The organism is Streptomyces sp. NPDC026500, from assembly GCF_055567635.1.
The window spans coordinates 65,290-78,990 of the sequence record NZ_JBVHQB010000021.1 but is presented as its reverse complement, the minus strand read 5'-3'; the positions used below and the strand labels follow the sequence as shown (position 1 = coordinate 78,990).

The 13,701-nt window shown below is 71.1% G+C and carries 11 protein-coding genes; 4 read left to right on the top strand and 7 right to left on the bottom strand.

From position 1 onward, the window contains the following. Positions 1–90: 90 nt before the first annotated feature. A complete protein-coding gene (locus ACZ4N5_RS31845) occupies positions 91–1,329 on the bottom strand; it encodes a hypothetical protein (protein ID WP_467760492.1) in 1,239 nt (412 codons plus the stop codon). Positions 1,330–1,933: 604 nt separating this feature from the next. Here ACZ4N5_RS31845 and ACZ4N5_RS31840 point away from each other — a divergent pair. After that, positions 1,934–2,815, top strand: a complete 882-nt coding sequence (locus ACZ4N5_RS31840) for a DUF4429 domain-containing protein (RefSeq protein WP_467760491.1) — start codon at positions 1,934–1,936, stop codon at positions 2,813–2,815. 55 nt (positions 2,816–2,870) lie between these two features. On the opposite strand, the gene ACZ4N5_RS31835 is transcribed toward ACZ4N5_RS31840, so the two are convergent. After that, a complete protein-coding gene (locus ACZ4N5_RS31835) occupies positions 2,871–3,665 on the bottom strand; it encodes a class II aldolase/adducin family protein (RefSeq protein ID WP_467760490.1) in 795 nt (264 codons plus the stop codon). A gap of 156 nt (positions 3,666–3,821) precedes the next feature. Here ACZ4N5_RS31835 and ACZ4N5_RS31830 point away from each other — a divergent pair, with 156 nt between their 5' ends. Further along, positions 3,822–4,292: a pyridoxamine 5'-phosphate oxidase family protein gene (locus ACZ4N5_RS31830; protein ID WP_467760489.1), complete on the top strand. Its 471-nt coding sequence runs from the start codon at positions 3,822–3,824 to the stop codon at positions 4,290–4,292. 26 nt (positions 4,293–4,318) lie between these two features. On the opposite strand, the gene guaA is transcribed toward ACZ4N5_RS31830, so the two are convergent. Further along, on the bottom strand, positions 4,319–5,899 hold the full coding sequence (gene guaA, locus ACZ4N5_RS31825; RefSeq protein ID WP_467760488.1) for a glutamine-hydrolyzing GMP synthase: 1,581 nt from the start codon (positions 5,897–5,899) through the stop codon (positions 4,319–4,321). Between the two features lie 364 nt (positions 5,900–6,263). On the opposite strand from guaA, the gene ACZ4N5_RS31820 reads away from it, so the two are divergent. Then, a complete protein-coding gene (locus ACZ4N5_RS31820) occupies positions 6,264–6,548 on the top strand; it encodes a chorismate mutase (protein WP_467760487.1) in 285 nt (94 codons plus the stop codon). A gap of 531 nt (positions 6,549–7,079) precedes the next feature. Here ACZ4N5_RS31820 and ACZ4N5_RS31815 read toward each other — a convergent pair. Both ACZ4N5_RS31815 and ACZ4N5_RS31810 read right to left on the bottom strand, forming a co-directional pair. After that, positions 7,080–8,279, bottom strand: coding sequence for a hypothetical protein (locus ACZ4N5_RS31815; protein WP_467760486.1), 1,200 nt, complete (start codon positions 8,277–8,279; stop codon positions 7,080–7,082). A gap of 152 nt (positions 8,280–8,431) precedes the next feature. Next, complete coding sequence (locus ACZ4N5_RS31810) at positions 8,432–8,845, bottom strand: hypothetical protein (RefSeq protein WP_467760485.1); 414 nt, start codon at positions 8,843–8,845, stop codon at positions 8,432–8,434. Here ACZ4N5_RS31810 and ACZ4N5_RS31805 point away from each other — a divergent pair. Next, on the top strand, positions 8,838–9,479 hold the full coding sequence (locus ACZ4N5_RS31805) for an LPXTG cell wall anchor domain-containing protein (RefSeq protein WP_467760484.1): 642 nt from the start codon (positions 8,838–8,840) through the stop codon (positions 9,477–9,479). The two genes, ACZ4N5_RS31810 and ACZ4N5_RS31805, sit on opposite strands and share 8 nt — an antisense overlap. Positions 9,480–9,649: 170 nt before the next feature. Here the strand turns inward: ACZ4N5_RS31805 and ACZ4N5_RS31800 are convergent, their stop codons facing one another. Together ACZ4N5_RS31800 and ACZ4N5_RS31795 are read right to left on the bottom strand one after the other, a co-directional pair. Further along, complete coding sequence (locus ACZ4N5_RS31800) at positions 9,650–11,470, bottom strand: GMC family oxidoreductase N-terminal domain-containing protein (protein WP_467760483.1); 1,821 nt, start codon at positions 11,468–11,470, stop codon at positions 9,650–9,652. 72 nt (positions 11,471–11,542) lie between these two features. After that, positions 11,543–13,498 carry a succinic semialdehyde dehydrogenase gene (locus ACZ4N5_RS31795; RefSeq protein ID WP_467760482.1) on the bottom strand — a complete coding sequence of 652 codons (1,956 nt, stop codon included), beginning with the start codon at positions 13,496–13,498 and terminating at the stop codon, positions 11,543–11,545. Between the last annotated feature and the right edge of the window lie 203 nt (positions 13,499–13,701).

Genomic DNA, 13,701 nt, shown 5'->3' with positions numbered 1-13,701 from the left:
TCCCAACTCCGGGGCTCCGCCCCATCCCCCACTCCTCAAACGCCGTAGGGGCTGAACAACGGCCCCGACCTCAACGGCGCCGGCCTTTCCTCAGTCCGTCACGTCGATCTCGTAGCGGTTCGTCTCGACCCCCGCCGCGGTGACCACCTGCACCTCCACCCGCCCCGGCTCCACGTCCACCGGCACAGGCACCGTGAGCACCGCGTCCGTGGGATTGCTGAACCCCCCGGACACCGGCACCAACGGCACATGCACGTGCACCGGCCCGATCCGCACGACCATCCGCGACAGCCGGTCCGCGGTCTGCGCCCCCGGCGGCACGAACCCGGCCCCGCGGATCTCGATGTCGTCCCCGGTGCGAATGGGCGCGTCCAGGTCACCCGCCTCACGGGACCGGACCACGGAGAGGATCACCGGGCGCCCGCCCTCCGCGTACTTCCCGGCGAGATAGGTCGCGGCCGACACCAGCACCAACAGGGCCAGCCCCCACGGAAGATCGGGCAACTGCGACGGCCGCCGGGCCAGCCGCACCGCCGCGAAGACCAGAGCGACCCCGCTGATCACGACGTACTGGATGTCCGCGAAGCTGCCCCGCCCTGAGTCGTCGGTCAGCAGGTCCGCCGCGCGCGGCCGGTCCGCGCGGACCTTCTGCAGTCGCTGCCCCAGCACCCGCAGCCCGACCACCCGCCGCACCAGCACCGCGACCCCGCACACCACCGCGACGACGGTCACGACACCGGCGCCCCGGGCGAGTTCCAGCCCGGCGATGAGTTCGTCCCGGCGGCCGGGCGCCGAGGCCACCGCCAGCTGCCCCACCAGCACGAGCACCGCGTACACCACGAGCAGCACCCAACCCCCGGCGACCGCGCGGGAGGTGGAGAGCCGGTTGTCCTCGCCGATGACCGGCGCGAGGGCCCCGCCCCGCGTCCGGTGCAGCCAGGCCGCCCCCGTCAGGAGTCCGGCCAGGACGACCGCGGCGAGCAGCCCGGCCGTCCGCGCCGCCGTCCAGCCGGCCCCGATCGCGGTGAGCGCCTGAACGAGCAGGAGGACGACGACGGCGGCGCAGACGGTGTGGGCGGTGTACCGCCACAGCCGGCCCAGCCATGTCTCGCCCTCGAGCCGGCCGCGTTCGGCGACGAGGTCCGCGGACTGGGTGAGTTCGTCGGACACCCACTGCCGGGACGCGGAGGCGGAGTGCGCGACGCCGGCGGGCAGCCCCTGTCCGGACGCCAGCGCGTCGCGCTTGGCGAGGAACGCGGAGACAGCCCGCCGGTGCCCCGTACGCGCCCCGTGCGGGCAGTCCCCGCACGTGCAGCCGCCCTCGTGCACGCCCGACCCCCCGCCCAGGCCTCCGCCCGGCCCGCCACCCGGACCACCGCTGCGCCCGCCACCCTGTCCGGTGCCCGACCCGGCACCCGACCCGGCACCGTGCCCCGCACCGTGTCTCGCCTCCTGCACCGCCACGCCCGCTGCCGCCTTCCCGCGCCAGAAAACTCCGTACAACCGGAACGTCCATACGCCCGACCGTCACACCGCCGGAACGCCACGCACGCCCGACCCCCACACCGCCGAGGCGTCACGTGCGCCCGGCCGACGTACAGCCCGAAGCCCGCACCCGCCCGACCAGCCGACCGTCCACGACGCGAAGCACCCGTCAGGCCGCCACGCGACCGGAATCCGGTACGCCGCACCGGTCGGCCGCACGGCCTGATCCGGTACGCCCCGACGTGCCCGGCCGTCGTGCGGCCGGACCTGATGTGCCAGACCATCGCACACCGGAGCGTCCGTACGCCTGACTGCCGCACACCTGCCTGACAACTGTTCTGTGATGACAGCGAATTGTGCCGTACGGAGCACGGTTCGCACGCGTCAGGTCGGTTCGGCACGGGTGAAGCGAGGGACCCCTTGTTGACCCGGCTGCGAGAATTTGTCCATGGCCGAGATCATCCAGCGCGACGGAACCTGGGCCTTCGACGGCAGCACGGTCAGGATCACGCCGGGACTGCACCGGACCGTGCCCCTGTTCCGGCAGACATACGGGGAGATCTCCGTCCCTCTGGAGGCGGTGTCGGGCATCGTCTACGAACCCGAACGCAAGCGTGGCCGGCTGCGGCTGCGGTTGCGTGAGGGTGCCGACCCACTGCTCCAGGCGACCGGGGGCCGGCTGCCCGACGCGGCGGACCCCTACAAGCTGTCGGTCGACGTCGACCGTTCCGGAGTGGCCGAGTACGTCGCCGAGGAGATCCGCCGCGCGCTGCTCCTGGACCAGATCCCCAAGGAACCGGCGAAGACCTATCTGCTCGCGGGACCGCCCGTCCCGGTGTCCGTCCGTTCCAGCGACGGCACGGTCTCCTTCGACGGGACGCAGGTGCGCATCGACTGGGCGGACACCTCCGACCGTGTCAAGCGGGCGACGGGTCCGCGGATCATCGCCCTGGGCGACCTCGTGCAGGTCGAGTGGCTGCCCAACTCCGGTTACGAGGACGGTTTCCTCCGTTTTGTGACACGTGAGGCGGTGTTCTCCAAACTGCCGCCCGAAAAGGACCCGTACGCCCTCGATCTGTGGGGCAGCACCCGCCGCGACCTGCTCACCGCGCTGGTCGCCACCGCGGTCACGGCTCGGCTGCCGCACCCCTCCACGCGCGCCGGAGCGTACATGGACCGGCATCGGCCGGCCCCGGCGGTACCGGCGCAGTCCGACCATCACGACGTACTGCTGCGCCGCCTGCGGGAGTTGGGCGAGCTGTACCGCGACGGCGTTCTGACGGACGAGGAGTTCGCCCTGACGAAGGCGGCCGTCCTGCGGGGCTTCTAGCACCGTCGCGGTGACCGTTCCCCCCATCCGACCTCGGCCCATGTCCGGACAAGTCCTAGCTGAGGAGGTCGGGTTCGCTGCGGCTGATGTCCTGCCACAGCGGCTGGTAGTTGATCCACGCCACCAGGTCGCCGCCGAGCTGTTCGCGGGTGGCGACCGCCTGCTTGTGGTCGATGAGGAGGGGCCGGCCCGCGGCCATCGCGGTGAGCTGGACCTGGCTCGACCGTTCCATGGACAGGAACCACCAGGCCGCCGCGTCCACCGAGTCCCCGACGGTCAGCAGCCCGTGGTTGCGCAGCACCAGCGCCTTGCGGCTGCCCAGCGCGGACGCGATCCTGCGGCCCTCCTCGGCGTCGACGGCGACCCCGGAGTAGGCGTCGTAAAGGGCGTGATCTTCATAGAAAGCGCAGCTCTCCTGGGTGATCGGGTCGAGCAGATCACCGAGGGCGGCGAGGGCGCGGCCGTGCACGGAGTGGCAGTGGGCGACGGCGACGACATCGGGGCGGGCGGCGTGGACCTGGGAGTGCACGGTGAACGCCGCCTGGTTCACGTGGTAGCGGCCCTGGATCACCTGACCGTCCTGGTTGGCCATGACCAGGTCGCTCACGGTGACGTGCTTGAACGGCATGCCGAACGGATTGACCCAGAAGCAGTCGCTGTGCTCAGGGTCGCGCGCCGTGATGTGTCCGGAGACGCCGTCCTCGAAGCCGAGCCGTCCGAACAGCCGCAGCGCGCCGGCCAGCCGCTCCTTGCGATGCTGCCGTTCGTCGTCCGTCGATTCGTGCATCGGCGGCATGGCGAAGCTCAGCTGGTCGGTGGGGCGGGGCAGGGGCGGAGTGGGCCCGTGCATATGTCCTCCAGCCACTGGCGTGTTCGGTACGGAGCGGAAGTTACCCGCGGTCAGCGCAGGAGAACAGGGGTGTTCCATGAGAGAAAAAAGAGGTCCAAAGATGGACACCGGCAATACCCGACAGGAGATGTCGGGTATCCGCGCCAGACTCGGGTCATGAACTGGGCAGCTCTCTCCACGGCCGAACCGGACCTCGCCGGCACCGTCGAACAGCGCTTCGGCGCCTTCACCCACCACGTCCTCGCGACCCTCCGCAAGGACGGCTCGCCGCGCACCTCCGGCATCGAGGTCCGCTTCCTGGACGGCGAGCTGTGGCTCGGCATGATGCCGGACTCCCTCAAGGTCCTCGACCTGCGCCGCGACCCGCGCTTCGCGCTCCAGGCGAATCCGGGGGCCGGCACGGACATGGGCGGCGGCGACGTGCGGATCAGCGGGCGGGCGGTCGAGGTGGGCGACGACGTCCCCGCGAAGGCGGCGTACGTGAAAGAGGTGGAACCGCCGGAGCCGTTCCACCTCTTCCGCACCGAACTGACGGAGGTCACGCGGACCTACGTCGAGGACGACACGTATCTGGTCGTCCAGGTCTGGAAGCCCGGCGCGCCGGTGCGCACGCTCAAGCGGACCTAGGAGCTGCTACGCCCCTCGCGGGAGGACTACTCCCACTCGATGGTGCCCGGGGGCTTGCTCGTCACGTCGAGCACGACGCGGTTGACGTCCGCGACCTCGTTCGTGATGCGCGTCGAGATCTTCGCCAGGACGTCGTACGGCAGCCGGGACCAGTCGGCCGTCATGGCGTCCTCGCTGGACACCGGACGGAGCACGATCGGGTGGCCGTACGTCCGGCCGTCGCCCTGGACGCCCACGCTGCGCACGTCCGCGAGCAGGACCACCGGGCACTGCCAGATGTCCCGGTCGAGGCCGGCGGCGGTGAGCTCCTCGCGGGCGATGGCGTCGGCCTGGCGGAGCAGGTCCAGACGCTCCTTGGTCACCTCGCCGACGATCCGGATGCCGAGGCCGGGGCCGGGGAACGGCTGGCGCTGGACGATCTCCTCCGGCAGGCCGAGCTCCTGGCCGACCATCCGGACCTCGTCCTTGAACAGCTTGCGCAGCGGCTCGACGAGCTGGAACTCCAGGTCCTCGGGGAGGCCGCCCACGTTGTGGTGGGACTTGATGTTGGCGGTGCCGGTGCCGCCACCGGACTCGACGACGTCCGGGTAGAGCGTGCCCTGGACCAGGAACGCGACGTCCTCGCCCTCGGCGGCCTCGGCGATGATCTCCGCCTGGGCCTGCTCGAAGACGCGGATGAACTCGCGCCCGATGATCTTCCGCTTCTCCTCGGGGTCCGAGACGCCCTTGAGCGCGGTGAGGAAGCGCTCCTCCGCGTCCACGACCTTCAGCTGCACGCCGGTCGCGGCGACGAAGTCCTTCTCGACCTGCTCGGTCTCGCCCTGGCGCATCAGACCGTGGTCGACGTACACACAGGTGAGCTGCGAGCCGATGGCCTTCTGGACGAGGGCCGCGGCGACCGCCGAGTCCACTCCGCCGGACAGACCGCAAATCGCGCGCTTGGTGCCGACCTGCTCGCGGATCAGGGCGACCTGCTCGTCGATGACGTTGCCGGTCGTCCAGGACGGGGTGAGACCCGCGCCGCGGTACAGGAAGTGCTCCAGGACCTGCTGACCGTGCGTGGAGTGCATGACCTCGGGGTGGTACTGGACGCCGTAGAGCTTCTTCTCGTCGTTCTCGAAGGCGGCGACGGGGACGACGTCCGTGGAGGCCGTGACGGTGAAGCCCTCGGGAGCGGCGGAGCAGGCGTCGCCGTGCGACATCCACACCGGCTGCTCGTCCGGGGTGCCCTCGAAGAGGGTGGAGCCGGACTTCGAGACGTGCAGCGGCGTACGGCCGTACTCGCGGGCACCGGTGTTGTCGACCGTGCCGCCGAGGGTGGTCGCCATCAGCTGGAAGCCGTAGCACATGCCGAAGACGGGGACACCGGCCTCGAAGAGCTCGCGGTCCAGGCGCGGGGCGCCCTCCGCGTAGACCGACGAGGGACCGCCGGAGAGGATGATCGCGGCCGGGTTCTTGGCGAGCATCTCCTGGACCGGCATGGTGCTCGGCACGATCTCGCTGTAGACCCGGGCCTCACGGACGCGACGGGCGATGAGCTGGGCGTACTGCGCACCGAAGTCGACGACCAGGACGGTGTCGGGGGCGGCGGGGGACGCTTCTGGCACGGTCTGCCTTCCGGCGGTGAGCAAAAGGGTGTGTACGGCCGATTCTACCGGGGGCCGCGGTGGGCATGGCGCCCGCGGGGCTTCGGGGGCCGCGACGGGCCCGGCGCCCGCGGGGTTCCGGACGCCGGGTCTCACCATCCGAGCCGTCTTGGCCGGCGCCCCCGCGGGCGTGCATACTGCCGTCATGCTCACGCACACGACGTTCCTGTTTACCTATGGCAACCGGCCCACCGGCTGCCATGGTCGTGCTGCTTGAGCAACTGACAAGCGACTTCCCAGGCGCCCCGGGCCGACAAGGCCCGGGGCGTCTGCCGTTTCCGGGCCGTGCCGCTCCGGGGCGCCCCTTCCACCGAGGAGCCCCACCATGGCCGACGTACTCGACAAGACCGGCGCCCGCACCGACGAGGCCGCCGATGTGATCACCGGTGCCCGTGAGCGCATCGACGCTCTGGACGACCGGATCATCGGTCTCGTGCAGGAACGGATGGCCGTCTCGGCCGTGATCCAGGAGGCCCGGATCACCTCCGGAGGCCGCCGGGTGAACCTCTCCCGCGAGATGGAGATCCTCGGCCACTACCGGGAGGCGCTCGGCAGGCCGGGCACCTCGCTGGCCATGACCCTGCTCGAACTGTGCCGCGGCCGGGTCTGAATCCCGGAGCCGGAGTACGACGACGGGCGGCGGCGTCCGGAAGGCCGGGCCCCGTACCCGGCGTACGCACGTACGCATTCCCTCTCACCCGTACGGCGCGTGACCGGGGTGCCGCGGACTTCGTTTCTTCTGGTGTCCGTGTCAGCCAGGGGCGGGCCCGAAGGAACCACGCGTGGCTTCGCTGGAGCGATGAGACGCACGGATCGTGCCGTGCGTCGTGGGACCTCGCTCCAGGTGGTGTGACCGGACGGCAGGGGACAGCAGGCCGGTCACTCAAGAGAACGGTCGGCCCCGGGGACGCCCGGGGCCGTCCGACGGAAACCGTTCAGGGCCGGCATCATGTGCGCGCCCTCGTGCGCCGCCGCATACGACCGGCGGCCACTCCCGCGACCAGCGGCGCATCCCCCGACGCCGCTTCGAGGCACCGGCGCCGCCCTGACGTCGGTGCTGTCGGAAGAAGGGCCCCGCGGACATCCGTCCCGCGGGGCCCTTCACCGTGCCCGAGGCGCGGACGCCGGGGCACCGACGCGGTCAGGTCCGGGACACCATTCCGCAGCCGACCCTGGGGGAACTCCGGAGGTCACGGCTGCGGTCGTACGGGTCGCTGGTCGGGCCGGTCGGCGGCGCGCCGGTGGGCGTGGTCGACACGAACCGCGGGTGCAGGAAGCCGTCGTGGACATCGCAGGCGGAGTTGCCGATGTTCTCGGTGTAATAGCGGACCAGCAACTTGCCCGGAGTGACCCGGAACTTCCTCGGGTCGGAGAACGCGACATCGAGGACGCGGCGCACGATGGTGCGGGTCACCTCGGTCGAGTTCCCGCCGGCCGGGGACACCGGGTAGACGAAGGTGTAGTCGGCGTGGATGGCGACGGACGCGTCCTCGCCCGCCTTGAAGGTGATCCGGCCGCGCGTCTTGACCACATGCCCGACCAGGCGTACCTCGTGGGGGTCGAAGCGGCTGAACAGGGACAGCGGATCGTGCTTCTCGTCCGGCGCGCGCAGCCGGCGGTCGACGTCGTCGATCATCCGGGGCTGCTTGGGGTCGAGGACGGCGATCGCCGCTTCGGGACGCTCGCCGCGCAGGGTCGCCGGGTCGAGGTTCGCCCCGACGAGCAGGTTCTTGGTCTGCCGCAGCGCCGTGGCCACCTGCTCCTTCGTGAGGGAACCGACCGGGGTGGCCTTCGGGACGACGATGGCGGCGGCGCCGTCCGCCCAGCGCTCCGCGGGCGATCCGGCGAACGGGTGCTCCCGGGTGGGCGACTGGGAGTCCGGGGCGGAGGGCGGTGCGGTGGGGGCCGCGGTCTCGTCGGGCAGCCGAGGGCCGGCCGAGGAGGACGCGGCCGAGGTGCCGAAGGGATCACCGGGCAGCAGGGACGGCTTCATCGCGACGACCGCCACCGCCACGGCGAGCGGGATCCCGAGGATCGCCCACAGTCTGCGGCGCCGGGCGGCGCGCCCGTCCATCTCGCGCCACGCGGGGCCCGCACGCCAGCCCTCGGGCTGGGCGCCCGGCCGCGGTTCCTTCCGGGCGCCCCGGCGGGCGGCCCGCTCGGCCTCCCGGGCGTCCTGCAGACGCAGTCGCTCCGTCACCATGCGCGCCCGGGCGGACGGTTCTTTGGGGGCCGAGGCGCGGATGTCGCGTTCGCTGTCGCGCGCGAACTGTTCCCACACATCGTCAGGAACCGTCGGCTCACCGGTGTCACCGGGCTGCTTTTCAGACACGAAGCACATTTGTAGGCGGCTCGAACGGACGTACGCAAGCCGGACAAGGCTGTGACTCAGGCCACATAAAAATTCTGTGAGTCGCAGGACAACCATTCTCAGGTTTCGCCGGTCACATCTGCAGAACCAACGGCCACACCCGCGCCCCACACGCGGAGGCCTCACCCATAAACGTCATATTCGCGCCGCGAGTTCACGGCGCACTGGACATACGAGGTCTTCATGAAGCTTCGCCGTGCCATGGCCACAGCGGCCGCGACGGCTGTCATAGCACCGCTCGCGTTGCTGTCGGTCGCGCCGGCCGCGTTCGCGGAAGAAAGCCCGTCCGCGAGCGCGAGCGTGTCCGAGTCCCCGTCCGAGTCGGCCTCGCCGAGCGCGAGCGAGAGCGCCCCCGCGCCGTCCGAGTCGGCGTCGGCTTCCTCTTCCTCTTCCGCCTCCGCGTCGGAGTCCGCGAGCGAGTCCGCTCCGGCCCCGAGCGGCTCCGCTTCGGCGTCTGCCTCCGCGTCGGAGTCCGCGTCGGAGTCCCCGGAGCCCGAGCCCTCCGAGTGCTCGGACTCCAAGGTCCAGGTGTCCATCAGCGGCCTGCCGGGCAAGATCGCGGCGGGCAGCGGCTGGCACAAGTTCTCCCTGGACGTCCTGAACAACTCCGACTCCACCCTGAGCGACCTCGGCTTCTTCGCCGGCGCGTCCTCCGACAAGGCGGGCGAGGACCTCTTCCAGAGCAAGAAGGTCCAGCTCCAGGCGTACAACCCGGACGACAAGGTCTGGGAGGACGTCGACTCCGAGGGTTACGCGGTCGGCTTCGTCGGCTACACCGACGAGCTCAAGCCCGACTACGAGGTCGACATCCCGCTCCGTATCAACGTGAAGTCCAGCGCCCCGGTCGGCGCCGGCTTCTCCCTCGGCGCCAGCATCTACGGCGACGCCGACGCGGCGTGCACCGGCTACGGCGAGGTCGCGTACAAGTTCCAGATCGTCTCGTCCGGCACGGACACCGACGGCACCAAGCCGCAGGAAGGCGGCGAGGTTCCGGTCTCGGACAAGCCGGCCGACAAGAGCAACACGCCTCAGGTCGACGGCAGCCTCGCCGCGACGGGCTCCAGCTCCGCCCTGCCGATGATCGGCCTCGCCGGCGGTATCGCCGTCGTCGCCGGTGCGGGTGCGCTGGTCGTCGTCCGTCGCCGCAAGTCCGGTGGCGCGACCGCGTAACACGGCCCGGCACGACTGACGCGGGCATCAGCCCGACAAGACGTCGCAAGAAGTCGCGAGAAGAGAAGGACCTGCGCTCGGAGGGGGGCGCAGGTCCTTCTTTTCGTTGTCCGGGGACCGCAGAGTCCTTGCCGGCCGGGGCCGGGGCCCCGGCCCTTCGCCGGACGGGACTACGGCTTCGGCGGCACCGTCGGCATGCCCAGGAACGGCAGCCGCAGTGCGCCGAAGGCGTCCGCGGGGACGGCGGGCCGGTGCGGCTCCACCGCCTTGAGACGCTCGTACGCGGCTCCCGGCGCCGGACGCGGATCCGCCTCGCCCTTGTTGGGCCAGAACGACATGGCCCGCTCGGCCTGCGCGGTGATGGTGAGCGACGGGTTGACGCCGAGGTTCGCGGAGACGGCGGCACCGTCGACGACGGAGATGCCCGGGTGGCCGTAGAGCCGGTGGTAGGGGTCGATGACGCCCTCCTCCGCACCGGCGCCGATCGGGCAGCCGCCGAGGAAGTGCGCGGTGAGCGGGGTGCCCATCAGCTCGCCGACATTGCTGCCCGCGAAGCCGTTGATCTCCTCGGCGAGGACAGCGGCGGCCTGCGAAGCGGCCCTGATCTGCTTGGGGTTGGGAGCGCCGTGACCCTGACGTGCCGTCAACAGCCCCTTGCCCGCGCCTTTCGGCCTCAGATACGTCGTCAGGGAGTTGTCGAGCGACTGCATGACAAGACCGATGATGGTGCGTTCGGACCAGCGGCGGTTGGACAGCGACCGCAGCACCAGCAGCGGATGCCTCGCCGCGTTGACGAACCATCCGGCCACCCTCGACGAGCCCTCCGCGTAGGGGACTTGGAGGATGGACATGCCGCCCATCGCGTTGGAGCCCTTGCCGTAGCGGACGGGCTCGATGTGGGTGTTCTCGTCCGGGTGGATCGAGGACGTGATGGCCACGCCCTGGGTGAAGTCGGCCTTCGGCGTCCCGTGCGCCTTGCGGTAGCGACGGTTGTCCGTCTGCGCGCCCACCAGCGCCTCGGAGTTGGTGCGGGTCAGCTCGCCCAGCCTCTTCGACAGGTACGGCAGCTGTCCGCCAGCCTTCATGCGGTGCAACAGCGTCTGGGTGCCGTAGGTGCCGGCCGCGAGAACGACCCGGTGCGCCGTGAAGGTCCGCCCCTCCCCCTTGCGCCGCTCGTCCGTCGGGAGGGTCTGGACGGCGTACCCACCCCGCGAGTCGTCGGTGACGGACACGACGGTCGTCATCGGATGGACGACGGCGCCCGCCTTCTCCGCGAGGTGGAGATAGTTCTCGTTGAGAGTGTTCTTGGCGCCGTGCCGGCAGCCGGTCATGCACTCGCCGCATTCGGTGCAGGCCTTGCGGGAGGGCCCCACGCCCCCGAAGTACGGGTCGGCGACCTCCTCACCGGGCTTCGCCCCGGCCGACCCGTCCGCGTCCTGTCCGTCGCCGAAGAAGACACCCACGGGCGCCATGTGGAAGGTGTCGCCGACCCCCATCCGCTCCGCGGCGGCCTTGAGGTGCACGTCCGACGGGGTCATCGTCGGGTTGAGCCGCACGCCCAGCATGCGCCGGGCCTGGTCGTAGTACGGCTTCAACTCCCCTTCCCAGTCGGTGATGTCCTTCCACTGCGGGTCCTCGAAGAAGGGCTTCGGCGGTACGTAGAGGGTGTTGGCGTAGTTGAGGGAGCCGCCGCCGACGCCCGCTCCGGCGAGCACCATCACATTGCCCAGCAGATGGATGCGCTGGATGCCGTACATGCCGAGCCTCGGGGCCCAGAGGTAGTTCTTGAGGTCCCAGGAGTTCTTGGGGAGCGTGTCGCGGGTGAAGCGCCGGCCGGCTTCGAGGACACCTACGCGGTATCCCTTCTCCGTCAGTCGCAGGGCGGTGACGGAGCCGCCGAAGCCGGATCCGACGACGATGACGTCGTAGTCGTACGTTCCCCCGTCCGTTGCCTCGTCCGGCTGTTCCTGGACAGAGCTCTCCTGTGACACGTGCCGCTCTCCTCATCGAGAACCGGTTGGGAACCGTGGATCGTTGGTCGAGGGCCCGCGAAGGGCCGTGGGCTAGCGCAGCCGGAACACCTTCATGAGCTTCAGGCTCCGGCTCATGAGCGCCGCGTACTTCTCGTCGTCCATGCCGAGGGACGGCGCCATCGGCAGCAGCCTCTGATGGGCGACGGTCTGCGCCTCGGTGTACTTCAGGATGCCCTCGGAGCCGTGTCGGCGGCCGAGGCCGGAGTCCTTCATGCCGCCCATGGGCGACTGGACGCTGCCGTACGCGGGTGCGTACCCCTCGTTGACGTTCACCGTGCCGGTCCGCAGCCGGGCCGCGACCGCGCGACCGCGCCGCCCGTCCTTCGTCCAGACGGACGAATTGAGCCCGTACGACGTGGAGTTGGCGAGCTCGACGACCTCGTCCTCGGTCTTGAACCGGTACAGGGAGACGACGGGCCCGAAGGTCTCCTCGGCGCAGACGGCCATCGGGGCCTCCACTCCGTCGAGGATGGTGGGCTCGTAGAAGTACGGTCCGATGTCGGGCCGGGCGACACCGCCGGCGACGACCCTGGCCCCCTTGGCGACGGCCTCCTCGACGTGCCGCGTCACGGTCTCCAGCTGCCGCTCCCCGACCAGCGAACCCATGTCGGCCCCGTACGCGAGGGACGTGCCGAGCCGCATGGCCCTGGTCCGGGCGGCGAACCGCTCCGCGAAGGCGTCGGCGATCGACTCGTGGACGTACAACCGCTCGATGGAGATGCAGAGTTGACCGGCGGAGGAGAAGCAGGCGCGGACGGCGCCCGCGGCGGCCTTGTCGAGGTCGGCGTCCTCCAGGACCACCATGGCGTTCTTGCCGCCGAGTTCGAGGGAGACGCCGACGAGACGGGCGGCCGCGCCCTGGGCGACCTCGCGGCCGGTCCGGGTCGACCCGGTGAACGAGACGTAGTCGGCGTGCTTGACGACCTCGGGTCCGACGACCGGCCCGTCGCCGATGACGACCTGGAAGATCTCGGCGGGCAGCCCCGCCTCGATGAGCAGGTCCCGCGCCCACAGGGCGGTGAGGCAGGTCTCGGTGTCGGGCTTCATGACGACCGCGTTGCCCGCGACGAAGGCCGGCAGCGCGTCGCCGACCGACAGCTCCAGCGGGTAGTTCCAGGGCGCGATCTGCCCGACGACACCGCGCGGGTGGCGCAGTTCGGTGACCTTGGTGAGGGTCGGGACCGCGCCGGCGTGCCGCTTGGGACGCAGATACGAGGGCGCCTTGCGTCCGTAGTGCCGCGCGGCGACCACGACGGCCTGGACCTCTTCATGGGCGTGCAGCCGGGCCTTGCCGGTCTCCAGCTGGATGAGGTCCAGCACCTCGGCCTGCCGGGCGAGCACGAGGTCGTGGAAACGGAGCAGGACGGCGGCGCGCTGCCGTACCGGGGTGGCCGCCCAGGCGACCTGGGCGGCACGGGCCCGCTCGAAGGCCTTCTCGACGTCCTCCGGGGTGGACTCGGGTACGTCGGCCAGCTTCTCGCCGGTGAACGGGGTGTGGTTGGCGGTCCGCCCGGACCCAGCCACACCCTTGGTGAGTTGCGCGACGAGCTCGGGGGTGACCACGTCGGCGGCGGTACGGGCGCCGGCCGGGGCGGGAGCGAGGGGGTTGGTGCCGACGGCAGCGGGAGTGGCGGACGCGTCCGCCGTGTCGTCGCCGGCCGTGGTGTCGTCGCCGCCCACACCGCCTTCGCCCTCCGCGATGTCGTCGCCGGCCGCGGTGTCCCCGAGACCGACGCTCGCATCCGGACCGGCGGTCTCGCCCGGACCAGCCGTTTCCGCGTCGGCGCCGGTGATCGCGTCGGCGGCGATCGTCGCGTCGGCCTCCGCGGGAGCGGAAGCCGCCGGGTCCGCGCCGGCCGCCGCGTCGGCGGCGGGCGTCCGGTCCGCGCCGGTCGCTGCGGCCACGCCGGCCGCTGCGTCGGTACCGGCCGTCTCGTCGGTGCCGGTGTCTTCCGTGGCCTGCTCCGCGGCCTGCGAGTCCGTCATGAGCCGCAGGGTATGCCCGCTCGCTCCCTTTGGGTACCCGTCGGTAATGGCCTTTCACGGAGTACTCACACACCGCCAGTGATCACTGGCAGCGAATACGCTGATCAGGGCGTTGTCGATCCGACGATCACCAGGGGATCGTTTCTCCGGTCACAGTCCGGTCACCGGGGACGAGAGGACCGACGCCCGCACGGCGCCGACGC

Coding starts and splice junctions, on each gene's coding strand:
- ACZ4N5_RS31835 (WP_467760490.1), bottom strand. CDS start 3,665: ATGCACGGGCCCACTCCGCCCCTGCCCCGCCCCACCGACCAGCTGAGC.
- ACZ4N5_RS31815 (WP_467760486.1), bottom strand. CDS start 8,279: ATGTGCTTCGTGTCTGAAAAGCAGCCCGGTGACACCGGTGAGCCGACG.
- ACZ4N5_RS31830 (WP_467760489.1), top strand. CDS start 3,822: ATGAACTGGGCAGCTCTCTCCACGGCCGAACCGGACCTCGCCGGCACC.
- ACZ4N5_RS31795 (WP_467760482.1), bottom strand. CDS start 13,498: ATGACGGACTCGCAGGCCGCGGAGCAGGCCACGGAAGACACCGGCACC.
- ACZ4N5_RS31820 (WP_467760487.1), top strand. CDS start 6,264: ATGGCCGACGTACTCGACAAGACCGGCGCCCGCACCGACGAGGCCGCC.
- ACZ4N5_RS31840 (WP_467760491.1), top strand. CDS start 1,934: ATGGCCGAGATCATCCAGCGCGACGGAACCTGGGCCTTCGACGGCAGC.
- ACZ4N5_RS31810 (WP_467760485.1), bottom strand. CDS start 8,845: ATGGACACCTGGACCTTGGAGTCCGAGCACTCGGAGGGCTCGGGCTCC.